We start from the raw sequence: 23105 nt of genomic DNA, 5'->3' as shown, positions 1-23105 counted from the left end.
CGGCATTTGTCAAGATTCCGTCACTTGGGCTAAATCGTGACAGTGAGTGTTCATGCAACTACAGAATGCTTTTGTGTTCCTTCGCATTCTTGGACCGATCAGCGCCAACATCGGACATGATGTCAATCTGGGTGGCCCGAAGCAGAGGCTGGTTCTCGCGCTGCTGGCGTTACGGGCCAACCACGTGGTCAGTGTCGACGAGCTGATCGACGGTCTGTGGAACGAGGACGCGCCGGGCCGGCCACGCAAGACTCTTCAGGTATACATCGCCCACCTCCGCGGTAGCCTCGACTCTCCCGGCCGCATCGTGAGCGAACCGTTCGGCTACCGGCTGGTTCTCGGCGACGACGAGTTCGACCTCTACCGGTTCAAGCGGCTGCTCGCGGATGCCCGGGCGGCCACCAGCGTCGATCCGAGCCGGGCGGAGAGCCGCTACCGCGAGGCCATGGCCCTCTGGTCCGCGCCGGCCCTCGCCGACCTGAGGGCCTTCGTGGTGGTGGAGCGCGCGGCCCGTCCGCTGGACGTCCTGCGGGTCGAGGCGGCCGAGGAACACCTGGCCTTGCAGGTGCATGGCGGCCGGCCCGCCGACGCGGTTCCCGCCCTGATCGAGCTGACGGAGACCGACCCCTGCCGGGAACGGCCGTGGGCGCTCCTGATGGAGGCGTACTACCGCAGCGGGTGCCAAAGCGACGCGCTGGCCACGTATCAGCGGGTGCGAGATCTGCTGGCGGACGAACTCGGAATCGACCCTGGTCCGGAACTGCGCCGGATGGAACTCAGCGTCCTTCGTCAGGACCCGGGGCTCGGTGTGGCCGTCCCGCCTCCGCACGCCACTCCGGCCGCCGACGAGCGGCGATCGGCGACCTTCGTCAGCCTGGGGATCGTCGCCTTCGACCGGCTGGCGGGTGACCTCGACCCCGAGGACCTCATGACGCAGGTGGAGGCGTTCCGCACCGAGATACGTCGGATCATCGGCCGGCACGGTGGAACCCCGCTCGCCGCGGAGGAGGGCCACCTGCTCGCGTGTTTCGGATATCCGGTCGCGGGTGAGGATGATCTGTGCAGGGCGATCCGGGCGGCGCTGGCGGCGGCCCGGCCGATTGCTCCGGGCCCGATCGCGGGCGTATCGGCGGGGGTGCATACCGGCCTCGCGGTCTTCCGTACCGGCGGGGAGGCCGGAGTCTTCGGCCACACTCCCGCGCTCGCCGGACGACTCCAGCGGGTCACCGGAGCGGGCGATGTCCGCGTGTCGGCCGAGGCCGTCGCATTGGCCGCCGGCTGGTTCACGTTCAGCCGGGACGGGTGCTCCGCCGACGGGTCATTCGTGGTCGTCGGTGAGAAAGCGCCCCTGGCCGGCGAAGCGAGCGGCGGTTTCATGCGCGGACGTGACGCCGCACTGGCCGAGATCCGGCGAGCCGTCACCGGCAGGCGCGGCCCGGCGGTCGTTCTCCTCCTCGGTGAAGCGGGAATCGGCAAGACCTTGCTCATCGGAAGAGCGCTGGACGAACTCGGCGGCCGGCGGCCCGGCGACGGGATGCCTGTCCTGCGCGGTGACAGGCACCGCCGGGATCAGCCCCTGCATCCGGTCGCGGCAGCCCTGACCGCGCGCTATCGCGACCTGGCCCAGCTCTCCCTGGAACTGGGCCAGGCGGGGCCGGCCGGCAACGATGCGGTGGTCCTACTGCCCACGCTCGGCGAACTCGCCGGCTGGGCCGCTTCCCCGCAGCCCTCGGCACTCACCGGTGCCGCCCGGCGGCGAGCCGTCGCGGCCTGGCTGCTCGCGTGCGCCGGTGATCACCCGGTCCGGCTGGTGGTCGACGATCTCCACGACGTCGACGAGGAGACCCGGGAACTTCTCGAGAACGTCGTGGCGGAGATGACCGACGGTGTCGTGCTCATCGCGAGCCGCACCGACGACCTGCCGCCACGCCTGGCGTCGATGGCGTGCCGGGTGCGACTGCACCGATTGCGGGAACAGGATGGCCGCGCCCTGGTGCTCCACACGGCCGGCGCCCGGCGCCTGCACACGGCAACGGTCAACCAGATCGTGCAACGGTGCGATGGACACCCGTTGTACCTGCGGGAACTGACCCTGGCGGCCGTGGCTGCCGCTCCATCGGCGGAAGGTGCGGCGGTCGAGGTGCCCGCCTCGCTGAGGGCATCGCTCTTCGCCCGGCTCGACACGCTCGGCCCGGCCAAGGCCCTGGCACAGCGATGCGCGGTGGTCGGCGGCCCATTCGGCCGCGCCCTGGCGGCTCGTCTCTGCGACGAGTCCACCACCAGCGGTGCAGACCCGGCAACGCTCACCCGCGAATTGGCCGAGCTGGTGGCGGCGGGCGTGCTGCGGCGGACAGACAACTACGGCGAGGAGCTGTACACCTACAGCCATGCTCTGCTGGAGGACTGTGCCTACGCCTCCCTGCCCCGGCGGGTACGGGTGGAGCTGCACCGGCGGATCGCCGAATGGATGGGCTCGGCCTCGTCCATGTCGTGCGAGCCGGGACGGTGGGCGGACCATCTGGCCGCCGCGGGCGATCCCGGTAGCGCCGTGGGCCTCTTCGTCCAGGCTGCCCAGCAAGCCGTGGCCGCGGCCCGCTTCTTCGAGTCGAGCACCTATCTGCGGCGAGCTTTGCACCTGATTCCGCAGACACCCGCCGGCATCGAACGGGACCGGCTCGAACTGACCGCGAGCCTTCTGCTAGCCGGGTCCATGCTGATGACGAACTTCATCGACGACGAAGTTCACCGGCTCGCGGCACGCGCCCGGGACCTCGCCGTCCCGCTCGGTCAACCCGACCTCAGACACGTCACCGACCTGGTCCTCATCGCGGCACTGCGCGGCCTGGGTCGTTACGACGAGGCGGCGCGACACGGCAGCCAGGCGCTGTCGGCGTTGCCACCGGATTGTGCGCCGGAGACCGCCGGAGGACTGCGCCGCTTCCATGCCGTCACTCTGGTCCTCACCGGGCGGCTCGCCGAGGCGGCCGAGCTGTCCGACCCCGACCTCGCGACCGCACGTTCCCCCAAGCAGCAGACCACATCGCCACTCGGCGTGTTCGTCGAGACGAACACCGCGTGCCTGGAACTGTCGTTGACCGGTCTTGCGGCCTTCACCCAGGATCGGCCGGATCGATGCGACCGTCTTTTCGCAGGGGCACGCAGAATCGCCCGGGACGCCAACGCCGCCGATGGATCGTGTTTCACGGACCTCTCGTACGCCATCACACAGCAGCTCGTAGGTGACGCGCCGAGCACCCACGGCCTGGCCGAATCGTCCCTGGAATCGGCGATCGAGCTGGGCAGGGACAATTTCGTGATCTGGGCGCAGGTGATGCTCGGCTGGGCGGTGTCCGTCGGCGGAAATCCCCGGGAGGGGATCAAGCTGATGGAGGAGGCGCTCGATCACACCACCGGGTCGAGATCATTGCTGCCCTATTTTCATGCCGTGGCCGCCACGGTCGAATTGGCGGCGGGCCGGCGGGCCGAGGCACGGGATCGTGCGTTGGCCGCCGTTCGGCTTGCCGAGCGCACCGGTGAACGTCTTCTCCTTCCTTATATCCATCTCGTGACGGCGGACGCGTTCGCGGCGGCCCACTCCCCGGCGGCGGAGATCACGGAACGCCGGCGGCTCGCTCATGACGTGGCAGAACGGCAGGGACAGCGGTGGTTCGTCCGACGCATCGCCGAGATCCAGGCCAGGACCGACGCCTTAGCCGTTATTTAGCCGATCTCACGGACGATGGGCGGGTGCGGAAGGCCTCGCCGTGATCACACGTGCCGGCGCTGTCACCGCGCTTGCCGGCCGTGAACCGGCGAAAACCTTCCAGGAGAGGAATGCGCCCATGAACGACGTCAGGAAAGTCGACACCGCGGACGCCGCGGCGCGGGTCGCGGTCGATGAGGCCGTACTCGCGTCCCTGCGAGGCACCTTCGCCGTCGGCGGCTGCATCATCGACAACGGCACGGGTACGGTCGTGAAGACGATGCACAATGAGGTGCTGCGAACCCATCCCGATTCCGATGCCGGGTTCCTTCTGCACGATCCCACCGCACACGGGGAACGTCAGCTCGTCGATTGGTACTTCGCCAACCGCCGGCCCTTGCACCTGCCCGACCCCTCGCAGCTGACAGTCGTCACCTCGCTGGATCCATGCGCGATGTGCGCGGGCGCACTGCTCACCGCCGGATTCAACGTCGGCGTGTCCGCGATCGACACCTACGCCGGCATCAACTACGACGAGCGTTGCGAGTTCCCCACCCTGCCAGCCGATGTGCAGCGGCGCGCCAAGGAGACCTTCGGCTACTACGCCGTCACCGCCCCATGCCGGCGCGCCCACCGTGGCGGCACGTTGACCGTCTTCGCCGACCAGGCCATCGCGGCCGACACTCTGGAACTGAGCCAGCTCGTTTTCGCGGGCAGCGTCAACAACGTCCGGACCAGCGATAACGAAAGCGGCCGTGCTCCCGCCGACATGCGAGACCCGGTCCACCTTCCGTCGGACGACCCGATCCGCCTCGCGCTCCAGACGCTGTATCCCGACACGCTCACCACCCGTAGTGCCCACCCGCGATTTCCCGGGCCGGAATTGCTGCCACACCTCACCGCTGTCGCCGATCAGGCCGCGAACCGGGGCTCCGCCCGAAACGCGGTGGCCTTGCTCGACCCGTTCGGCAATCTGCTGAGCTGTACCGGCGGCGCCGAAGCGCGCTCTCCGATCCGTACCGCGTTCCTCGAGTCCACGCGGGATTACGCCCAGCTCCGCTGGAACCTCATGAACGATTCCGATCGATCGGTTCGCGACACCGCCGCGGCGACTCTGACGCACGCCAAATACTGCACCTTCGTGCACCTGGTCGCGCCCGATCCGTCACGCGCGGCCGGCGTCATGACCTTCGGCGCGTACGGCTCCACCATGGAAGGTGCCGTACCGCAGGCGTTCCCGTCGAGCTTCCAATACATCCGGACACCTGCCGGGGTCACCGACTTCGACATCGCGTCGCTGGCGGCGAGGATGCCGCCCTTCTACTGCCAGGACGTCGAACTCGCCCCCATGCGGGTGCTGAATCCCGAGCTGGCGGCGCAGGGCGCGTCCACGGCACCGGGCCGTGTTGGACACTGAACCATGACCTGCGTGGGTGCGGACCGGCATCGCCTCCGCACCCACGACCGGTCAGGGGTGCGTCCGTCAGCTCATGACGACGCGCCGCTGTGCCGCCAGGGCCGCCAGTTCGTCCGAGTGGACGATGAGGACGCTGTCGAGGGCGTCACCCGCGGCGATGGCCTTGCCCCACGTCTTGCCGCCGTTGTTCCAGCCGTTGTTGATGTTGTACCCGACGCTCCGGGCGTTGCCGGGTGATCCGGTGAAGTCCACCAGGAACCCCTGGGTCACGGCATGCTGGATGACCGTCCCGTTGTTGTGTGGGGCGGACGCGAAGAAGAAGGCCGCCTTGGTAATCGGCTGGAACAGATCGAGATTGTGGCCGTAGAGTTTGAAGGCACCCGACGGCTGGTAATCACCGCTGGGGTCGAGAGTGCAGATGCCCGCGATGAACGGCTCGGATGTCTGCTGATTGTCGATCGCCAGGTATGCGGGGTACTCGTCGCTCGCGGCGACATCTCCGACACCGGACCTGTTCGTGACGGTGAGAACCTCACCCAGTGAAGCCGGGTAATTGTTGGTTGCGCGGATAATGGTGTTCTGGCCGAAGCTCTTCAGCTTCGACGTGTACATCGAGTACTGCTCCACCCAGCTGACCGACATGTTCAGGCCGAAGTCGGTGGTGTTGAACCAGATGGTGGGTTCGCCGCTGGGCGCGGACGTGGCGACGGCACGCAGTCCGTAGAGGGCGAAGTTGCCGTCGGTCAGGGCGGTTACCGTGTCCTCGTCCATTTCGATCTCGAGCGTGAACAGTTCCATGAGACATCCCCCGATCGCAGTGGATTCTGTCGTTAGTGGCCGGATTCCCGGTCGCCACATAACCATCGCGCGTGCTGGTTAAAGGATGGCTGAGGATTCGGCCACATACGGCGGGGCGAAGTCCCTATGGGACGGTGGTCGTGGTGCCCAGGTTGTTGTAGCCGGTCGCCGGTTCCCAGATTCCCGCGTTCGCGGTGCGGATGGCGTATTCGGGGCGGGTGGGCAGCTGTGGGTCGGGCAGGTGGAGCAGCAGGTCGTAGCTGCCGGCGGTCAGGGTGTCGGGCACGGTGAGGGTTTCGGTGACGGTCGTGGTCGTGCCGGCGGCCCAGCGGCGGGGGTCGGCGGTGAGCGGCAGGCGGGTCACGGTGCCGGTCGTGGTGGAGCGGAGGATCAGGTCGGCGCGGCGGGGGTTGATCGGGGCGGACCAGCCGTCGTTGCGTACCGTCAGGTTGATGGTCAGGTGTTGGCCGCCAGTGGCGGTCGGCGGGAAGGTGCCGTCGACGAGGGCGAGGCGGTAGCCGAGGCGGGTTTCCACGGTGGGCATGCAGCCGCCGGTGCGGAAGCCGTCGATCACGCCGGGGTGGTAGTCGACGTTGAGGTAGGTCCAGTGCAGGCCGGCCATCTCGGCGGTGGCGGTGGCGCACTGTGTCCAGGTGGGGTGCACGGCGCAGGTCTCGCCGCCCATTGCGGTGTAGCGGGTCTCCGCCCGCAGGTACGGGTGTTCGACGGCCCGGTCGAGGTAGGTGCCCTGGTCGGTGTCGTCGGCGAGGAAGCAGTCGTTGTGGTGGCCGGTGCGTGCCGGCGCGGAGCCGTCGTAGGCCTGCGCGTCGGTCAGCGCCGCGGTGCCGTACATGGTGCGCTTGAGGTGCGGCGTGCGCAGCTGCACCATCCGGGTGGTGGGCAGCACCTGAAGGATCTTGTCGTGCACGGCCTTGCGGTTGGCCCGGTCGGCCGCGGTCACGACACCGTTGTTACCGAAGTTCTGCGTGTAGTAGCCCTCGCCCCAGGCACCGACGAACCCGGACTGCATGACCGCGATCACGTCGGCGTTGCCCCGCAGATACGGCTCCAACTGATCCAGGTGCGCCAGGACCTGCGTTTTCGTGGCATCGGCGCCGTCGGCGGAGTCGGTGTAGGCGAACCGCAACACCATTTTCAGACCTGCCGCGCGTACGGTGTCGAACTGCTTCTGCAGATGCGCCAGCGCGTCCGCACCGATCGGCCCGGTCCGGAACCCACGCAGGTAGAACACGCACATCACCAGCGAGATCTTCGCGCCGGTACGGTACGAGCGCAGCGTCGCCTCGTCGAAGGTCGCCGAATCACACTCACCGGCGTGCCGGTACAGACCGCGCTCCGGATTCGCGAAGATCTCATCGGTCGGGGCGTAGCTGACCGTTCCGCCCGGCACAGCGGTAGGCGGGTTCGACTGGCTGGGCGCGGCGTCGCCGTACCGCTGGGTGATCTTCTCCGAGGTCTGTTCCGGCGACTCCACCTGGAACACCAGGTCGGTCTCGCCGGGCGTGGCCGACTCGCCGATCGCGGCGCGCGGCAGCGTCCAGGTCGCCACCCCGTCCGCGTGCGCGTGCGTGACCTGCGTGATCGCGGTCCAGTCCCAGCCGGACCCGCTGTGCCGGTACAGGGTGGCGTTCTCCAGCAGGAACTCGGCGCCGACGCCGCCCAGCGCGAACCCGGTGGCGGCGTCCCGGTCGGTGTCGACGTAGGCGCGCGCGAAATCCGGCGTGCCCGAGTACGTGAAACGGTAGGTGACGTCCGTGGCGGTGCTGGTGGCGGACGCCTCACCGATGGACGCGTTCGCCGTGGCGGCCAGGGCGACACCGAGCCCGGCGGTCAGCGCGAGCACGAGCCCTCCGCCGATCCATCGAATCCTCGAGGACATGCGATGACCTTCCTGTCGCTCCGGGTGGCGTGCCCCGCGGGCGCGCCTCACCCCGGAACGCGCCGGGCCGCCGGCTCCGCTGCGCGGTGTTACCCACGCCACAGGCCGGCCCGCCCGGCTCAGCCGATCGCGCCAGGCCCGCTCGCCGGCGCGTGAATGAACGCACCCCGCGCGGGTACGCGGACGGTACGGATCATCCGCGACGAGAGGAGCACCGATGTCCAGGGACGACGTCCTCGGCGACCCGGACCGGCAGGAGTTCGACGCGGGCGCGCTCGGCCCGCCCCCGGCCGACGACCCGGACGATCCCGGCGAGCGCCGTCACGAGGCCGCGGAGAACATCGCCGTCCCCGGCGACGACCTGACCGGCTCCCTCGACGAGGCCACGGGCGGCGAGCCGTCCCACCGGTAGCCGCCGGTCCTCGGCCGGATTGAGCGGGCCGAGGACCATCCGCTGTCCCCGCTGGTGGAACGGGCGGCCGTAGGAGCCGGGCCGGTGGTGGGTGCGCAGACGCGGCCCCGCCTACAGCGCGCCGTTCGCGCGGGCCCTGTCCTGGTTCAGTTCGTGTTCGGCGTGTGTGGCGGCGAACGCGGAGCGGCCGGTGCCGTCGATGGCGACGAAGAAGTACCAGTCGCCGTCGGCGGGGCTCTCCGCCGCCTGTAGCGCGGCCTTGCCCGGATTGGTGATCGGGGACGGCGGCAGGCCCTCGTTGAGGTGCGTGTTCCACGGGTTGGTGGCGTCGCGCAGCTCGGGGACGGTGAGCGTGCCGGACGGCTTCGGGGCCTTACCCCGCAGCATCAGGCCGTAGTTGATCGTCACGTCCAGGCGCAGCACCGGGCGGTAGCCGATCTCCTCGCCGGGCTCGAACATCGTGTTGTAGATGACCCGGGCCACCCGCGGGAAGTCCTCCGCGATCCCCGCCTCGGACTGGCACAGCGAGGCGATCATCAGCGCGTCGTACGGCGTGAGGTCCTCCGGCCGGTCCTCCACCTTCGCCACGAAGTCGATCTCCGCCGTGACGTCGAGGAAGCGCCGCACCATGACGCCGAGCAACTGCGCCGCGTCCAGGCCCGGATCGAAGTGGTACGTGTCCGGGTACAGGAAGCCCTCGATCGACTTCTCCGTCGTCCTGCCGTCGCCGCGGGTGAACCAGAACTCCGGCACGCCCAGCGCGACCGGGTCCTTCGCGGCGTCCCGGAAGTCCTCGACCGGGATCTCCGTCGCCTCGGCCAGCGCCTTGAAGACGTCGAACGACGTCGTACCCTCGGGGATCGTGACCTTGGTGGAGACCCTGTTCTCCAGGTCGAGCAGCATCCGCAGCGCGTCCGCCGCCCGCATCTGCTTCTTGACCCGGTAGAAGCCGACCTGGATGGCCGTGCTGTCCGGGTTCGCGTTCGCGGCCACGACGAACGCCTTGACGGACTTCACCACGTCCTTCTCGTGCAGCGCGCTGCCGATCGCGGTCGCGGACGCGCCCGCCTTCACCTCGACCATCGCCTCACCCTGACCCGGCCCGTCGTAGTCCGGGGTGATGAAGCGGTCGCGGGCGAGATAGCCGGCACCGGCCAGGCCGCCGATCACCAGGATCGCGGTGACCAGCGCGACGATCCGCGTGCCGCGGGTCCCGCCACGCCGGTGCAGCGGACGCCCCTTCCGCGGCTGCCGTTCATCGACCATGTGTTCCGCCTCCCGTCGACCGTGCGAGATCGCCCGCACCATACGGGTAAGACGTCCACCGCGGGCGCCCGGTGACCGTCAGGCGCGGATCGGCGAGCAGAATTCGCCGGTGCGTGGCCTGCAACGCCGGACCCGGCTCGACCGCGAGCTCGTCGCGAAGCAGCTCGTAGCCCTGCCGGTAGGTGGCCAGCGCCTCGGCCTGCCGGCCGGACCGGTAGAGCGCGACCATCAGCACCGCGCGGGGACCCTCGCGCAGCGGGTGCGCGTCGACCAGCCGGGCGAGGTCGGCGAGATCCTCCGCGGTCGGGTCGCCGATCTGCAACCGCGCCGTGGACCGCAGCTCGATGGCGGTGTCCCGCCGGTCCGACAGCCGCATGCGCTGGGTCGCCGCCCAGCGCCCGGGGACTCCGGCGAGCGGCTCGGCGGTGTCGCCGGTGAGCACGTCCTCGAGCGCGGCGAGCGCGGCCTCCGGGTCGCCGCCGCGCAACAGCCGCTGTGCGCGGATGACGGCGGCGTCCAGCCGCCAGACGTCCGCGCTGACCCGATCGCCGCGCAGCACGTAGCTGCCGGCCAGGCTCGCGATCTCGGCGCCGGTGCCGTCGAGCAGGCGGCGCAGGCGGGTCAGGTAGGTCCGGACGGTGCCGAGCGCGGTGCGCGGCGGGTCGTCGTGCCAGAGCACCCGGATCAGCTCACCGGCGGTCAACGGCCGCTGCTGCACCAGCACCAGCGCGGCCAGCAGGGCCTGTTGCTGCGGGGACCCGACCGGGATCTCCTCGGTGTCGCGCCACATGCGCATCGGGCCGAGGGCGGAGAACCGGAGTCTGACTGTCATGGCTGTGTCCTCGATATTCCTGAACCGCGTGCTGATCGATCTCCAGGAGATCTGCGGCGACGGTACGTGCCGCGCCGCCGTCGGCGGGCCACCGCCGAACGTCGTGCGGACATCTCGGCGTCGACGGCGCCTCGGGCGTCATTCGTTCGGTCCGGGCGACCTGGAGCCGATCAATTGACGCCCTGACGCCCGGACCATGCGCGTGTCAGGCGGTGAGCACGCGCAGCAGGAACGACGGACGGGAGAGCGCGGCCGGGTGGGCGAGCAGCGACGACACCAGGCTCACCTCCCGGTTGATCCGCGGGTCCCGCCGGGCGGCCTCGACGACGCGGTCGCTGAACCAGGCGGCGGCCCGGTACCCGCGCGGGTACGGCCCGTCCACGTGCGGCAGCGCCACGTCGATCATGGCGGAGTTCTGCCAGGCCGCGTCGACGACCAGCGCCACGTCCGCGAAGTAGGAGCGGGCGGGCCGGGTGAGGTCCGGGCCGCTCCGCAGGTAGGCCGACAGACAGGAGGCGTGCAACATGGCGGCGCTCATGCCGTGGCCGTAGGCGGGGTTGAGGGAGGCGACGGCGTCACCGGCGACCAGCAGCCGCGCGGGGAAGCGGTCGAGCAGGTGGAAGTCGCGCCGCCGGCTGTCGGCCTGGTGGTAGGTGGCGATCTCGCCGACCTCCCCCGGGTCGCCGACGGCCGCGCCGAACTCCGGTGGCAGGCTCCGCACGCGCCGCAGGAAGTCCGCCGGGTCCCGCCCGGGCCGGTCGTCGCCGTACCCGGCGACGAGCAGACTCCAGCGGTCGTGCTCGATCGGGGTGAAGAAGCCGAGCCGGGCCGTGCGCCCCGGCCCGGGCGTGACCACCGACGTCGCGATCCACACGTCCGGGCCGGCCGGGCGGGGTATCCGGGCCGTGGCGTAGTTGAGCTTGATGCCGATGCGCCGCATCGGCGCGCGCGGGTAGCCGTACGCCTCGAGCCAGTCGTTGATCCGGCTGGACCGGCCGGTGCAGTCGACGACCAGGTCGGCCCGCTCGTCGGCGACGGCGCCGCCGCCGTCCGGCCGCACGCGCACGCCGGTGACCGCGTCGCCGTGCAGCAGCAGGCCGTCGGCCCGGCCGTGCCGGGCGCGCACGTTCGGCAGCCCGAGGACCCGGTTGCGGATCAGCGCCTCGAGGAACGCGCGGCTGGCGAACGTGCCCTCGGCGCCCGGCTCCGGCGGCACGGTGCGGTTCAGCCGCCCGTTGAGATGGAGGCGTACCGCGGTGCGGGGCGGGTTCACCGCGCCGGCGGCCCACGCCTGCTCCGCGAAGCCGGGGAACCACCGCCCCAACTGCACCTGCCCGGCCGGGAGCAGCGCGTGCAGCTGCCCGCTCTGCGGCACCCCCGGCCGGCTGCCGACCGCGTCCGGGTCGGCGGCCATCCGCGCGTCGGAGACGTTCAGCGCGTCCAGGTCGTCGCGCTCGACGATCAGCACCTCGCGCGCGTGCTCGCTGAGCACGCGGGCCGCCATCAGCCCGGCGATGCTGCCGCCGAGCACGACCGCCCGCCCGAGCGGGGTCCGCGGCCCGGCCGGGGCCGCCGCCGAGGCGATGCCGGCGAAGCGAGCGGCCGCCGACCTTGCGCGATCACCAGTCGCCACAGTGCTGTTCCCTCACAAGTCCGAAAAGCGGTCGACGGTACGCCGTGCGCGCCGGTCAGGCCTCGATCGCGATGGCGCGGGCGGTGGCGAACGACTGGCGGAACCGCCGCAGCGGCGCGTAGTCGGCCGCGGCGAAGTAGCCCTCGACCGCCGCCTTGTCCGGGAACCGGAGGATCACGCTCAGCGTCGGCTTGTCGTCGCGCTCGACGAGCAGCGGGTTCTCGTCCCGGGCGACCAACTCGGCCCCGAACCGGAACGCGATCGGCTGGGCCTGCCGCTCGTACTCGCGGAACCTCTCCGCGTCGGAGTGCTCCACCTCGATCACCAGAAAGACGCTCATGGCCCGTGAGCGTAGGTGGCCACGGGCCCCGCTCGACCTGCTGAATTGCGCGAGATGCGCCCGGTATTGCCGCCTCGGCGCGCGGGCCGGGACCTCAACGCCGATAGCCGGCCGGGGACACGCCGTACTGCCGCCGGAACGCCGCCGCGAAACGGCTGGCGCTGGTGTAGCCGCAGGCCATCGCGATCCGCTGGACGCTCAGGCCGCTGTTGCGCAGCAGACCGGCCGCGCGCTGCAGCCGGAGGCGGGTGAGATAGCGATGCGGGGTGAGCCCGGTCGCCCTGGTGAACATCCGCAGGAAGTGGAACTTGCTGATGTTCACCAGCCCGGCCAGCTCATCCAGCTGGATGGTGTCCGCGATGCGTTCGTGCATGTAGTCGACGACCCGGGCCAGCTCCCGCGGGCCCAGTGAGCCCGGATCCGCCGCGATCCGGGCACGCTGCGCCGCACCGGCCACGCCGGTGTAGACCAGGTGGGTCAGCAGCGACTCGCCGACCATGTCGGCGTAGAGCCCGGCCGCGCCGGCGTCGAGCGCGCGGTGCAGCGCCGACAGCGACGCCGACACGTACGGATCGTCGAGGGACAGCGTGTCGAGCCGTTCGGCGTCGTCGTGGGCCACGTCGAGGTCGTCCAGCGTCTGGTGGAGCACCGCCGCGGGGAACCCGACGTGCAGCGACTCCAGGCTCGCCTGGCCGGAGGAGCGCCACCGGAAGACGCTCTGCCGGCCGGGGGCGTTCACCGCCACGGACCCGGGGGCGTACTCGGCCGCGCGCCAGCCCCGGGCCTGCCTGCTCTCGATCGTGTACCGGCCGGTCACCACCATGATCATGACGAGTTCCGGCGAGGCGGGCGCGACGAACTCCTCCAGCTGCGCGGGGTCCGCGCACAGGCCGGCGCGGACGGTCCGCCAGCCCAGTCCGGCGCTGGACGCCAGCGGACGGCCCGGGCCGGCGTCGGTGCGCACCGCCGGTGACGGGCGCGGACCCGGGCACGTCGCCACCGGCCCGGCGCCCCGGTGCGGCCGGCGGCAGCCGCCGCCGGCGGGCGACCCGTCCGTACCGTGGGAATCCTGATCCGCTCGCATGGGTTCAGGGCACGTCACGGCGGTCAACGTTCGCTCAACGGCGAGAGGGCGGCGGTCTCACGGTGGGTCACCAGAGAAGCGTGCCACCGCGCGGCCGGGCGAGCCACGACGGTCCCGCATGGGGGTATGCGGTGGCGGCACGCGGGTCAGGACGGCACCGTGAACGTGACCAGTTCGTCCTTCAGCGCGCCGACGAGCGCGGCGGCGCCCGCGGACCGGTTCGCCGGGGTCACGATGAGCGTGTCCCGCCGGTGCACGAGCTTCGGGTCGGTGACCGCCAGCCACTTCACCCCGGCCGGGACGATGTCGGCGGCCATCGCGGGCATGACCGTCACGCCGATGCCGGCGGCGACCAGGCCGAGCCGGGCCGGCCAGCCGTACGCCTGGCCCGCGACCCTCGGCTCGGCGAGCGTGGGCCACGGCCCGAACTGCGGTTCGCCCTCCCGGCCCACGCCGACTATCCAGGCCTCACCGGCGAGGTCGTCGATGTCCACCTCGTCGCGGCCGGCCAGCGGATGATCGATGCTGATGGCGACGCCGAGCGCGCGCCTCGTGCGGACCCGTTCGACGCGCAGGCCGTCCAGGTCGTAGTCCGGCAGCCCGGGGCCGGACGCCATCACGGCCACATCGGTGCCGCCCGCGCGCAGCCGCAGCACCTGGGCGGGACTGCTCACCTCCCACACCGCCGCGGTGAGCGCCGGGTGTTCCGCCCGCAGCCGGCGGATCGCACGCGGCACGACGCTCGCGGCGGCGGTCGGGTACGCCGTGACGGTCAGATGGCCGGCGAGTTGGTCACGCAGGCCGGCCATCTCCCGCCCGGCGGCCTCCAACTGGGCCAGCACCTGTTCGGCGTGCCGCAACAGCACGCGGCCGGCCGGCGTGGGCCGCACGCCGCGCGCCTCCCGCTCGAACACCGGGCTGCCGACCGCGGCCTCGACGACGCTGATCTGACGTGAAATCGCGGACTGGGTGTAGCCCAGCGAGCGGGCCGCGCCGGTGAAGGAGCCCCAGCGGGCCACCTCCACCGTCACGCGCAGTCCCAGCAGCGTCAACTCAGCCATGGGGCCCGAGGATAGAGGACGGTGGTCACGGCCGTCCCGGGTCACGTTTCCGCTCGTGGACGGGCATTCGGGCGCGGATGACGATCTTGGCCTGATCCGGCGGGCGTCGGGCGGGCCGCCCGCCTCACGGTGCTCGGCGGGCGGTCCGCAATCTCGGGCGAACTTTGCGCAATCCTGCGCTCAGGCGAGGCTGAACTGGAGCGACCCCATGCGGTTGTCCGCCTCGGGACCGACCCACGGCATGTCCGTCGTCCACGGGCCGTACACGGCGCCCATCCAGTTCGGCAAGTCGTAGCCGGTGACCTTCGGGCACGAGTCGTGCCGCCGGAACGACGAGACGCGGTTGTTCAGCGACCCGAGCTCGCGCAGGCCGCGACCGGCTTGATCGCACAAACCCGGGCTTCCCTCGAGCATGACACTCGCGCCCCGGTAGTTCGGCTCGTCGTAGAGACCGAGGAGCAGGACGCGCGGCGCCGCACCGGGGTTCGCGGCGCGGTACTCGCGCTCGGCCGCCTCCGGCGAAGCCGCGCAGTGGCGCGCGGCGGCTCGTGCGGTGCTGTCGTCCAGCACCACCAGGCAGTGCTCCTCGCCGGCCCGCGCGGGCGGCGGCGCGGCGTGCGCCGCCGGTACCGTCGCGATCGTGGCCAGCGCCACGCCGACCGCGATCGGCGCCCACCGCCGTACCGGCGTGGTGTGTCTCGTGTTCGTCATCTGCCGTCTCCCCCTGACGTCCGCGGCGACCGTCGTGTCGTCCGCTGCGGTCCACCATGGCCGCCGGGCCGCCGGCGCGCGTCGGCCGCACCGCGTAGCCGTTCGTACGCCCGCCTCCGTACCGTGGGCGGACGCGGCGTCCGGCAGGGTGCGCGGTGTCCGGAGTCGTCAGCCGTGTCGATCCTCGCGTCTTCGGCGGCAGGGCGCGGCCCGCCGCGCCGGCGCCCGGTGCCGGTCGCACCGGGCGCCGCCCGTGGATCGTGCCGCCGGGTCAGGCGGGAAGCACGTACGCCGCGATCCCCTCGTACCGGTATCCGAGGTTGTTGAACGCGTTCTGCGCCTCGGTCCAGTTCGTGGTGTAGAAGTGGTCGCTGGGACCGGGGTGGTACAGGCGGTACAGGGCGACCAGGCCCGGGCCGCCGCCCGCGCGCACGTACGCCGCGATGCCCTCGTACTTGTATCCGAGGTTGTTGAACGCGTTCTGCGCCTCGGTCCAATTGGTGGTGTAGAAATGGTCACCGCTGCCCGGGTGGAACAGGCGGTACAGCGAGACGCGCCCGGCGCCGCTGCCCGGCCAGACCCGCGCCGCGACGCCCTCGTACTTGTATCCGAGGTTGTTGAACGCGTTCTGCGCCTCGGACCAGTTGGTGGTGTAGAAGTGGTCGCCCGCGCCGCCGCTGTAGAGCCGGTACAGGTTCGCGGTGGCCACCGCCGCACGCGGTGCCGCGGATTCCGCGACCGCGGTCGACGGCAACGCGAGGATGGCGATCGCGGTCAGCGTGGCGAGAATCGCCGTACGTACCTTCATGCTGTTTCCCCCTTTTCATGAGCCCGCCACCCCCGGCGGGCGATAACACAAAGGACCATTAGTGTCCTTCGGCGGCCGGCGCGGAGACGCTCATATAAGGGCAATCGCATGTTTGACCGATCAATCAGCCAGTCCACTGCCGAGAAAAGCGCGAAACGACGGTACGCACGGGCGGCGAGACGGCAGAGAGAAGGCTCGCCGTCAGACCGGTCGGTCCGCGAGCGCGGCCGGCGCCTCCCGCTCCCGGCCGGCCTCCGGCACCCGTCGCAGCGCGGCGAGGCCGAGCAGGCCGAGGACCGCGAGGGAGAGGAACAAGGCCGGGTAACCGCCGAGTGCGAGCAGCGGCGGGGCGAGGAACGGGACCAGCGACTGGGGCAGTGAGCCCGCGGTGCCGGCGATCGCCATGTCGCGGCCGGCATCGATGCCGCTCGGCAGCAGGCGCACACACATCGCCAGGTCGACGGCGACGAACGCGCCGGTGCCGGTGCCGAGCAGCGCGGCGGAGACGAAGACGTACGGCAGCGACGGCGCGACGGCGAGCGTGACCAGGCCGACGGCGCCGACCAGGACGGTGAACACCACGAACGGCTTCTGCCGGCCGGTCACGTCGGACAGGTGGCCGACGACCACGCTGGTCACCGCGATCATGACGATCGACAGCAGGGTCAGCCGCAGCACCAGCGGCCCGAGCCGCTCCTGGGTCACCCCGAACCGCTGCAGCAGGTAGAACGCGTAGTAGGTGTTCCCCGCGAACGCGCAGGTGACCAGGAGCCGGACCAGGCACGCCCAGCCGAACGCCGGATACCGGCGAGGGTCGATCCAGAAGGTGCGCACCAGCGCGGGTACGCCCCACGGCTCGGCCACCACCTGCGCGGGCGCGTCGCGCAGCAGCAGCACCGTGACGACGCCGGCGATCGCGGTCGCCACGGCCACCGCGGTCCACTGTGCCGCGGAGCCGGCCGGGAAGCCGTTCGCCAGCGCGAGGCCGGCGAGCGGGCCGACCGCGAGCGTCATGCCGATCAGCCCGGAGACACCGCCCCGGCGGTCCGCCGGCACCTGGTCCGCGACGACCGCGCTGGTCGCGGCGGCCTGGAGGGTGAGCAGCGTCTGCGCGGCGCACCACAGCAACGCGACCTGCCACACCGTGGTGGAGAGGCCGACCAGCGCGAGCGCGGCGGCGCCGGTGATCGCGCCGGCGAGGATCCAGACGCGCCGGCGGCCGAACCGCGACCCGGTCCGGTCGCTGATCCGCCCCGCGATCGGGTGGCTGATCAGCGCGGCCAGCGCGCCGAGGCCGGCGACGACGCCGAAGACCCCGGTGGCGGCGCCGCCGGCGATCGCGGTCAGCTTCAGGGTGAGCAGCAGCTGTACGGGCGTGATCACCGCGATGTAGTAGCCCACGTGCGAGACCAGCAGCGCCGGGACGAGCCGCCCGAGCGCCGTGTGCCGTGTCGTCGCGTCCACCCCGTGGCTCCCTTCGCGCGTTCCCGGGACAGCAGCCATTGGCGGTGCCCGGTCATGACGTCCGGTGGACGGGCGATCGACGGGCGTCGCGGCAGGCCTCCGGGAGCGTCAGGTGAACGGTCAGGCCGCCGGTGGGGTTGGGGTGGAGGGTGAGCGTGGCGTCGTGTGCGGTGGCGACGGCGGCGACGATGGCCAGTCCGAGGCCGTGGCCGGAGTCGCGGGTGAGGGTGCGACCGCCGCCGCGCACGAACGGCTCGACCAGGGTGCCGACGACGGCCCGGGGGATGACCGGGCCGGTGTTGGTGACGGTGACGCGGGTGGCGTGCAACTGGACCACGGCGTGACCGCCCGGGTGGTTGTGGCGGACGGCGTTGCGGACGAGGTTGGAGACGGCCTGACGGAGGAGGATCGGGTCGCCCAGGGCGGCCGGGGACGCGTCCCGGTCCGGGGCGGGGCCGATGAGGGTGATGCCGGCCGCGGTGGCCTCGGGCATGAGGCCGGTGACGACGTCGCCGATCAGCGCGCACAGATCGATCTCGGTACGGGTCAGGCTGCCGCTCTGCGCGTTGGCGAGGTCGAGCAGCGCGTTCACGGTCTCGATGTTCGCGCGGTTGACCTCGCGGAGCCGCTCGGCGAGCCGGCGGAACGCGCCGGCGTCGGTGGCGGGGTCGTCGAGGGCGACGTCCAGCATGGTCTTCGTGGTGGCGAGCGGCGTGGTCAGCTCGTGCGAGGCGTTGGCCGCGAAGCGGCGGTGGGCGGCGAAGGCGCGTTCCAGTGAGGCGAGCATGCGGTCGAACGTGTCGGAGAGGTCGCGGATCTCGTCGCGTGGGCCGGGCAGCGCGACGCGGTGATCCAGCGTGCCGGTCGCGGCGCGGGTCGCGGCGGCGTTGATGACCGCGAGCGGTTTCACGATGCGGCCGGAGACGAGCCAGGCGGCCAGCACGCCGGTCGAGATCAGCAGGACGAGCGCGCCGGCGGAGGCCAGCAGCAGCGTGTCGAGGAAATCCGAGGAGTCGTAGATGGCGATCGCGTCGGGCAGGCGCTCCCGCGGCGCAGACACGCCGCCGATCGGGGACGCGGGCACGACGACCCGCTCGGCCGCCTCGATCTGGTAGACGGGGACGTACCGCATGAACAGGTAGACGGCGGCGGCCAGCGCGACCGCGCACCCGGTGACCAGCGCGGAGTAGGTGAGGGTGAGCCGGGTGCGGATGGTCAGCCGGAGCACGTCACTCCCCGAACCGGTAGCCCACGCCCGGCACGGTCCGGATCACCCACGGTTCGCCGAGACGCTTGCGCAGGTGCGAGATGGTCACCCGCGGCGTGTTGGTGAACGGGTCCGCGTTGGCGTCCCAGGCCTTCTCCAGCAGGGTCTCCGTGCTGAGGACCCCGCCCGCGGCGTTCATCAGTACCTGGAGCACCGCGAACTCCTTCGGGCTGAGCCGGACCAGCCGGCCGTCGCGGTACACCTCACGCCGGAACGGGTCCAGGCGTACCCCGTGGGACTCGATCACGGGCGGGCGGGCCGGCTGGATGCGCCGCTCCAGCGCACGGAGGCGCGCGACCAGTTCCGGAAACTCGAACGGCTTGGCCAGGTAGTCGTCCGCGCCCAGCTCGAAGCCGGCCACCCGGTCGCCGAGCGTCCGCGCGGCGGTGAGCATCAGCACGCGCAGGCGCGGGTGGTCGGACGCGATCCGGGCGCACACGTCGTCGCCGTGCACGCCGGGCAGGTCGCGGTCGAGCACCACCACGTCGTAGTCGTTCGCCGTGACCGCCTCCAGCGCGGACCCCCCGTCGTGCACGACGTCGGCGGCGATGGTCGCCCGGCGCAGGCCGGTGCGGATGGCGTCGGCGAGGTACGGCTCATCTTCGACGATCAGGACGCGCATGATCGACAGCCAAGCACACGGAACGTTGAGCAACCGTAAACGTTTCTTTGAACCTCCTGACAACGCGGCCGCTGCTCGACTGTCCCGTGTCCGCGGTGCCCGGCCGCGGTGAACGGACGGAGTGGTCATGAGAGTACGGATGGTGGCCCTGACGCTGGTGGCGCTGCTCGCCGCCGGTGGTGCGGCGGCCTGCGGCACGACGGACGGGACGGCCGCGCCGGAGGACACGGCCGCGCCGGAGGCGTCGGCGGAGCGGACGCAGCACGAGTGGGCGCTGGCCTTCGCCGCGTGCATGCGCGGCCGTGGCGTCGACATGCCCGACCCGGAGGAGAACGGCGCGATCGCGCTCGGGGGCGGCCCCGGCCAGGAGCACGTGAGCGAGGCGGCGACCGCGTGCCGGGCCGAGGTGGGCGAGCCGCCGGCCGGAGAGGGCGGGCCGATGACGGACGAGGAGCGGATGGAGCAGCAGCTGAAGAAGGTGCAGTGCCTGCGTGAGCACGGCGTGGACGTGCCGGACCCGCAGCCGGGGCAGGGCATGGCGTTCGACGCGAGCTGGCCGGAGGAGGCCCTCCGGGCCTGCGGCATGGCCGGCGTCGCGCCGCCGGCGGACCGCTGATGCGGCGCCGCACACTGATCCGGCTCGCCGCGGGCGGTGCCGTGGCGGTCGGCGCGGGGGTCGGGCTGCGGGCCGCGCGGGACTTCGGCGAGGCGCGGCCGGCCGCCACCCCCCGCTTCGACGGCGCCACCGAGCCGATCGTCCGCGGCGACCTGGAGGGCAGCACGGCCGCGGCCGGCACGCTGCGCTACGCCGGCGAGCGGACCGTCCAGGCGGCCGGTGCCGGCACGCTGACCGGCCTGCCCGCGCCCGGTTCGGTGGTACGCCTCGGCGGCCGGCTCTTCGCGGTGGACAACGTGCCGGTGCCGCTGCTGCACGGGACGCTTCCCGCGTGGCGCGACTTCGAGTTCGGCATGGCGGACGGCCCGGACGTGGAGCAACTGGAGCACGGGCTGCGCCGGCTCGGGCACCTGCGGGACGCGCCGGGGCCCACGTTCACCTGGGTGACCGCGAACGCGATCGACGCGTGGCAGAAGGCGACCGGCCTGGAGCGTACCGGCCGGTTGCCGCTCGGTTCGGTGCTCTTCGCGGACGGCGACCTGCGCGTCGGCACCGCGACGGCCCGGGTGGGCGACCGGGTCGGCCCGGGCGCCGGCCTCTACGCCGCGACCAGCACCACCCAGATCGTCGAGGTCGACCTGAAGCTCGCCGACCAGCGCCTCGCGGTGACCGGCACCGAGGTCGGCATCCGGCTCCCCGGCGGGGCCACCACCGAGGGCAGGATCTCCTCGGTCGGTACGCCGACGGAGTCGGCGGGGCAGGAGCCGCCGCAGACCGTGATCCCGGTGGTGGTCACGCTCTCCGACCCGAAGGCCGCCGCGTCGCTCCAGCAGGCGTCGGTGACCGTCACGCTGCCGAGCGACCGGCGGGAGGACGTGCTGTCCGTACCGGTCGGTGCGCTGCTGGCCATCGACGAGCGGCGGTTCGGGGTGGAGATCGTCGGCGACGACGGCACGGCCCGCCGGACGCCGGTGACCACCGGGCTGTTCGCCGGCGGCCGGGTGGAGGTCTCCGGCGAGGGACTGGCGGCCGGTCAGCGCGTGGTGGTGCCGCGCCGATGAGCACGATCGTCTCCCTGGAGGACGTGGAGCGCGCGTACGGCGAGCCGCCCGTGCTGGCCTGCGCGGGCGTCTCGCTCAGCATCGAGGAGGGTGAGCTGGTCGCGATCGTCGGCCCGAGCGGCTCCGGCAAGTCCACGTTGCTCAACATCATCGGCACGCTCGACCGGCCCACCGCGGGCGTGGCGCGGATCGACGGCCGGGACGTCGCCGGCCTCGACGACCGCGGGCTGTCGGCGCTGCGCGCGTACCGGATCGGTTTCGTCTTTCAGCAGTTCCACCTGGCGGAGGGCGTGACCGCGGTCGACAACGTCGCGGACGGCCTGCTCTACACCGGGGTGCGGCTCGCCGAGCGCCGCCGGCGCGCGGTCGCCGCGCTGGAGCGCGTCGGGCTCGGCCATCGGCTGGACCACCGCCCGCATCAGCTCTCCGGCGGCGAACGGCAGCGGGTCGCGATCGCCCGCGCGGTCATCGGCGACCCGCCGCTGCTGCTCGCGGACGAGCCGACCGGCAACCTCGATTCGGTCTCCGGCGCCGCGGTGGTCGAGCTGCTCCACGAGCTGAACCGGCAGGGGACCACCATCGTGGTCATCACGCACGACACCGGGCTGGCCGAGCGGCTGCCCCGCCGGATCGTGGTCCAGGACGGCCGGGTGATCGGATGAGATCCCGGCTGCTCGCCCGTGACGTGCTCCGGCTCGGCACCACCGGCCTGCGGGCCCGGCCCGCGCGGGCCGTGCTGTCCGCGCTGGGCATCGCGATCGGCATCGCCGCCATGGTGTCGGTAATCGGCATCTCCGCGTCCGGCCAGGCCCGGCTGAACGAGGAACTGGCCCGGCTCGGTACGAACCTGCTCACCGCGAAGGCCGGCCGGGACCTGACCGGGCAGCAGGTCACGCTGGCCGCCGACGCCGCCGGCAAGGTGGCCATGATGGACGGCGTCGAGTCGGTCGGCAGCACCGCGGCGCTGACCGAGCCGGTGTACCGCAGCCCGCTCTCCGACCCGGCCGAGACGGGCGGCATCACCACGATGGTGGCGGATCTGGGGCTGCTCGACGTGGTGGCCGGGACGGTCCGGACCGGCGACTGGCTCAACGAGGCGACCGCGCGCTTCCCCGGCGTGGTGCTCGGCGCGTCCGCGGCCCGCCGGCTCGGCGTGGTGTCACCGGGCTCCCAGGTGTGGCTGGGCGGCGCGTTCTTCACGGTGCTCGGCGTCCTGGACCCGGTGCCGCTGGCGCCGGAGCTGGACGGTGCCGCGCTGATCGGCGCCGGGGTGGCGACCGAGCGCTTCGGCTTCGACGGCCGGCCGACCACGCTCTACGAGCGGTCCGCGGAGGAGGCCGTGGAGCGGGTGCGGCCGCTGCTGGCCCGCACCATCTCGCCGCAGGCCCCGAACGAGGTGGACGTGTCGCGCCCGTCGGACGCGCTCGCCGCGAAGAACGCCGCCGATCGGGCGTTCACCGGGCTGTTGATCGGTATCGGCTCGGTCGCGCTGCTGGTCGGCGGCATCGGCGTGGCGAACACGATGATCATCTCGGTGCTGGAGCGCCGCCGGGAGATCGGACTGCGGCGGTCGCTCGGCGCCACCCGGCGGCACGTGCTGGTCCAGTTCCTGGCGGAGGCACTGTTGCTGTCCGCGCTCGGCGGCGTCTGCGGCTGCGCCCTCGGCGCCGCCGTCACCGGCGGGATGGCGCTGATCAGCGGCACCCCGTTCGCCCTCCCACCGGTCGCCCTGGTCACCGCGGTCGCGGCGACACTGGTGATCGGCGCGGTGGCCGGCTTCTACCCGGCGCTCCGGGCGGCGCGCACGCCGCCGACGTCCGCGTTGAACTCGTAGCGAGGGCGCCCGCTCCCCGCCACGCCGGGGAGCGGGCGCGGTGCCGTCATCGCGGGCCAGATCTTTTCCGGTGACCACCGGGGTGGGGAGTCACACGGAGTACATTCGGTTGTGCGGTCAACATTGAGGGGCCTCAGGTGAATCTGAGACTATGGCAACGCTGCGCGGATCGGTATCTGATTCCGGCCCTGCCGGGTGACTGGAAAATCAAGAGGCGACTTCTTTTCGTGGAGCCTTCGGATACCGTTTTCAGAACCCTCCTTCTTGACGCGCGCC

21 protein-coding genes are annotated in these 23105 nt (G+C 72.0%); 8 read left to right on the top strand and 13 right to left on the bottom strand.

What is annotated here, in order from left to right; translation table 11 throughout:
* The first annotated feature begins 52 nt into the window (after nucleotides 1-52).
* Both J2S41_RS19165 and J2S41_RS19160 read left to right on the top strand, forming a co-directional pair.
* On the top strand, nucleotides 53-3724 hold the full coding sequence (locus J2S41_RS19165; protein ID WP_310369261.1) for an ATP-binding protein: 3672 nt from the start codon (nucleotides 53-55) through the stop codon (nucleotides 3722-3724).
* Nucleotides 3725-3764: 40 nt separating this feature from the next.
* Nucleotides 3765-5120, top strand: coding sequence for a cytidine/deoxycytidylate deaminase family protein (locus tag J2S41_RS19160; RefSeq protein ID WP_310369260.1), 1356 nt, complete (start codon nucleotides 3765-3767; stop codon nucleotides 5118-5120).
* 66 nt (nucleotides 5121-5186) lie between these two features.
* On the opposite strand, the gene J2S41_RS19155 is transcribed toward J2S41_RS19160, so the two are convergent.
* Both J2S41_RS19155 and J2S41_RS19150 read right to left on the bottom strand, forming a co-directional pair.
* Nucleotides 5187-5918, bottom strand: a complete 732-nt coding sequence (locus J2S41_RS19155) for a hypothetical protein (RefSeq protein WP_310369259.1) — start codon at nucleotides 5916-5918, stop codon at nucleotides 5187-5189.
* 124 nt (nucleotides 5919-6042) lie between these two features.
* Nucleotides 6043-7818, bottom strand: a complete 1776-nt coding sequence (locus J2S41_RS19150; protein ID WP_310369258.1) for a DUF4832 domain-containing protein — start codon at nucleotides 7816-7818, stop codon at nucleotides 6043-6045.
* A gap of 217 nt (nucleotides 7819-8035) precedes the next feature.
* Between J2S41_RS19150 and J2S41_RS19145 the strand changes: the two genes are divergently transcribed.
* Complete coding sequence (locus J2S41_RS19145; RefSeq protein WP_310369257.1) at nucleotides 8036-8230, top strand: hypothetical protein; 195 nt, start codon at nucleotides 8036-8038, stop codon at nucleotides 8228-8230.
* 111 nt (nucleotides 8231-8341) lie between these two features.
* Here J2S41_RS19145 and mltG read toward each other — a convergent pair whose 3' ends face one another.
* Both mltG and J2S41_RS19135 read right to left on the bottom strand, forming a co-directional pair.
* Nucleotides 8342-9496, bottom strand: coding sequence for an endolytic transglycosylase MltG (gene mltG / locus J2S41_RS19140; RefSeq protein ID WP_310369256.1), 1155 nt, complete (start codon nucleotides 9494-9496; stop codon nucleotides 8342-8344).
* Nucleotides 9486-10328 (bottom strand): AfsR/SARP family transcriptional regulator, encoded by an 843-nt coding sequence (locus J2S41_RS19135; RefSeq protein ID WP_310369255.1) that lies wholly within the window; start codon nucleotides 10326-10328, stop codon nucleotides 9486-9488. The genes mltG and J2S41_RS19135 overlap by 11 nt, the downstream gene beginning before the upstream one ends.
* On the opposite strand from J2S41_RS19135, the gene J2S41_RS19130 reads away from it, so the two are divergent.
* The gene (locus J2S41_RS19130) at nucleotides 10327-10506 is read left to right on the top strand and encodes a hypothetical protein (RefSeq protein ID WP_310369254.1); all 180 of its coding nucleotides are present in this window, start codon (nucleotides 10327-10329) and stop codon (nucleotides 10504-10506) included. The two genes, J2S41_RS19135 and J2S41_RS19130, sit on opposite strands and share 2 nt — an antisense overlap.
* 27 nt (nucleotides 10507-10533) lie before the next feature.
* Here J2S41_RS19130 and J2S41_RS19125 read toward each other — a convergent pair whose 3' ends face one another.
* The 9 genes from J2S41_RS19125 to J2S41_RS19085 all read right to left on the bottom strand — a co-directional run bounded on the left by J2S41_RS19125 (nucleotide 10534) and on the right by J2S41_RS19085 (nucleotide 19318).
* Nucleotides 10534-11961 (bottom strand): FAD-dependent oxidoreductase, encoded by a 1428-nt coding sequence (locus tag J2S41_RS19125; protein WP_310369253.1) that lies wholly within the window; start codon nucleotides 11959-11961, stop codon nucleotides 10534-10536.
* Nucleotides 11962-12016: 55 nt separating this feature from the next.
* A complete protein-coding gene (locus tag J2S41_RS19120) occupies nucleotides 12017-12301 on the bottom strand; it encodes a DUF1330 domain-containing protein (RefSeq protein ID WP_310369252.1) in 285 nt (94 codons plus the stop codon).
* Between the two features lie 94 nt (nucleotides 12302-12395).
* The gene (locus J2S41_RS19115; protein WP_310369251.1) at nucleotides 12396-13265 is read right to left on the bottom strand and encodes a helix-turn-helix domain-containing protein; all 870 of its coding nucleotides are present in this window, start codon (nucleotides 13263-13265) and stop codon (nucleotides 12396-12398) included.
* Between the two features lie 266 nt (nucleotides 13266-13531).
* The gene (locus J2S41_RS19110; RefSeq protein WP_310369250.1) at nucleotides 13532-14446 is read right to left on the bottom strand and encodes a LysR family transcriptional regulator; all 915 of its coding nucleotides are present in this window, start codon (nucleotides 14444-14446) and stop codon (nucleotides 13532-13534) included.
* Between the two features lie 180 nt (nucleotides 14447-14626).
* On the bottom strand, nucleotides 14627-15157 hold the full coding sequence (locus J2S41_RS19105) for a beta/gamma crystallin family protein (RefSeq protein WP_310369249.1): 531 nt from the start codon (nucleotides 15155-15157) through the stop codon (nucleotides 14627-14629).
* Nucleotides 15158-15428: 271 nt separating this feature from the next.
* Nucleotides 15429-15965: a hypothetical protein gene (locus J2S41_RS19100; RefSeq protein WP_310369248.1), complete on the bottom strand. Its 537-nt coding sequence runs from the start codon at nucleotides 15963-15965 to the stop codon at nucleotides 15429-15431.
* A 201-nt stretch (nucleotides 15966-16166) separates the two neighbouring features.
* A complete protein-coding gene (locus tag J2S41_RS19095; protein ID WP_310369247.1) occupies nucleotides 16167-17429 on the bottom strand; it encodes an MFS transporter in 1263 nt (420 codons plus the stop codon).
* 52 nt (nucleotides 17430-17481) lie between these two features.
* Nucleotides 17482-18657, bottom strand: coding sequence for a sensor histidine kinase (locus J2S41_RS19090; protein ID WP_310369246.1), 1176 nt, complete (start codon nucleotides 18655-18657; stop codon nucleotides 17482-17484).
* 1 nt (nucleotide 18658) lies between these two features.
* Nucleotides 18659-19318, bottom strand: a complete 660-nt coding sequence (locus J2S41_RS19085; RefSeq protein WP_310369245.1) for a response regulator transcription factor — start codon at nucleotides 19316-19318, stop codon at nucleotides 18659-18661.
* 127 nt (nucleotides 19319-19445) lie between these two features.
* On the opposite strand from J2S41_RS19085, the gene J2S41_RS19080 reads away from it, so the two are divergent.
* Genes J2S41_RS19080 through J2S41_RS19065 form a run of 4 tightly spaced genes read left to right on the top strand, consistent with a single transcriptional unit; the run spans nucleotide 19446 to nucleotide 22829 of the window.
* The gene (locus J2S41_RS19080; RefSeq protein WP_310369244.1) at nucleotides 19446-19934 is read left to right on the top strand and encodes a hypothetical protein; all 489 of its coding nucleotides are present in this window, start codon (nucleotides 19446-19448) and stop codon (nucleotides 19932-19934) included.
* Nucleotides 19934-20995 (top strand): peptidoglycan-binding protein, encoded by a 1062-nt coding sequence (locus J2S41_RS19075; RefSeq protein WP_310369243.1) that lies wholly within the window; start codon nucleotides 19934-19936, stop codon nucleotides 20993-20995. Before J2S41_RS19080 ends, J2S41_RS19075 begins: the two co-directional genes overlap by 1 nt.
* Entirely contained in the window at nucleotides 20992-21657 is a 666-nt protein-coding gene (locus tag J2S41_RS19070; protein WP_310369242.1) for an ABC transporter ATP-binding protein, read from the top strand. The genes J2S41_RS19075 and J2S41_RS19070 overlap by 4 nt, the downstream gene beginning before the upstream one ends.
* On the top strand, nucleotides 21654-22829 hold the full coding sequence (locus J2S41_RS19065) for an ABC transporter permease (RefSeq protein ID WP_310369241.1): 1176 nt from the start codon (nucleotides 21654-21656) through the stop codon (nucleotides 22827-22829). Before J2S41_RS19070 ends, J2S41_RS19065 begins: the two co-directional genes overlap by 4 nt.
* The last annotated feature ends 276 nt before the right edge of the window (nucleotides 22830-23105 follow it).

The sequence above is a fragment of the Catenuloplanes atrovinosus genome (assembly GCF_031458235.1).
GTDB lineage: Bacteria > Actinomycetota > Actinomycetes > Mycobacteriales > Micromonosporaceae > Catenuloplanes > Catenuloplanes atrovinosus.
The sequence above is the reverse complement of the archived record's forward strand: the minus strand, read 5'-3'. Positions and strand labels throughout refer to the sequence as shown.

What these genes read in the sequence shown, in the direction of transcription:
- J2S41_RS19150 (WP_310369258.1), bottom strand. Translation starts at nt 7,818, where the DNA reads ATGTCCTCGAGGATTCGATGGATCGGCGGAGGGCTCGTGCTCGCGCTG.
- J2S41_RS19105 (WP_310369249.1), bottom strand. Translation starts at nt 15,157, where the DNA reads ATGACGAACACGAGACACACCACGCCGGTACGGCGGTGGGCGCCGATC.
- J2S41_RS19155 (WP_310369259.1), bottom strand. Translation starts at nt 5,918, where the DNA reads ATGGAACTGTTCACGCTCGAGATCGAAATGGACGAGGACACGGTAACC.
- J2S41_RS19130 (WP_310369254.1), top strand. Translation starts at nt 10,327, where the DNA reads ATGGCTGTGTCCTCGATATTCCTGAACCGCGTGCTGATCGATCTCCAG.
- J2S41_RS19110 (WP_310369250.1), bottom strand. Translation starts at nt 14,446, where the DNA reads ATGGCTGAGTTGACGCTGCTGGGACTGCGCGTGACGGTGGAGGTGGCC.
- J2S41_RS19135 (WP_310369255.1), bottom strand. Translation starts at nt 10,328, where the DNA reads ATGACAGTCAGACTCCGGTTCTCCGCCCTCGGCCCGATGCGCATGTGG.
- J2S41_RS19070 (WP_310369242.1), top strand. Translation starts at nt 20,992, where the DNA reads ATGAGCACGATCGTCTCCCTGGAGGACGTGGAGCGCGCGTACGGCGAG.
- J2S41_RS19085 (WP_310369245.1), bottom strand. Translation starts at nt 19,318, where the DNA reads ATGCGCGTCCTGATCGTCGAAGATGAGCCGTACCTCGCCGACGCCATC.
- J2S41_RS19065 (WP_310369241.1), top strand. Translation starts at nt 21,654, where the DNA reads ATGAGATCCCGGCTGCTCGCCCGTGACGTGCTCCGGCTCGGCACCACC.
- J2S41_RS19100 (WP_310369248.1), bottom strand. Translation starts at nt 15,965, where the DNA reads ATGAAGGTACGTACGGCGATTCTCGCCACGCTGACCGCGATCGCCATC.
- J2S41_RS19075 (WP_310369243.1), top strand. Translation starts at nt 19,934, where the DNA reads ATGCGGCGCCGCACACTGATCCGGCTCGCCGCGGGCGGTGCCGTGGCG.
- mltG (WP_310369256.1), bottom strand. Translation starts at nt 9,496, where the DNA reads ATGGTCGATGAACGGCAGCCGCGGAAGGGGCGTCCGCTGCACCGGCGT.
- J2S41_RS19165 (WP_310369261.1), top strand. Translation starts at nt 53, where the DNA reads ATGCAACTACAGAATGCTTTTGTGTTCCTTCGCATTCTTGGACCGATC.
- J2S41_RS19145 (WP_310369257.1), top strand. Translation starts at nt 8,036, where the DNA reads ATGTCCAGGGACGACGTCCTCGGCGACCCGGACCGGCAGGAGTTCGAC.
- J2S41_RS19120 (WP_310369252.1), bottom strand. Translation starts at nt 12,301, where the DNA reads ATGAGCGTCTTTCTGGTGATCGAGGTGGAGCACTCCGACGCGGAGAGG.
- J2S41_RS19080 (WP_310369244.1), top strand. Translation starts at nt 19,446, where the DNA reads ATGAGAGTACGGATGGTGGCCCTGACGCTGGTGGCGCTGCTCGCCGCC.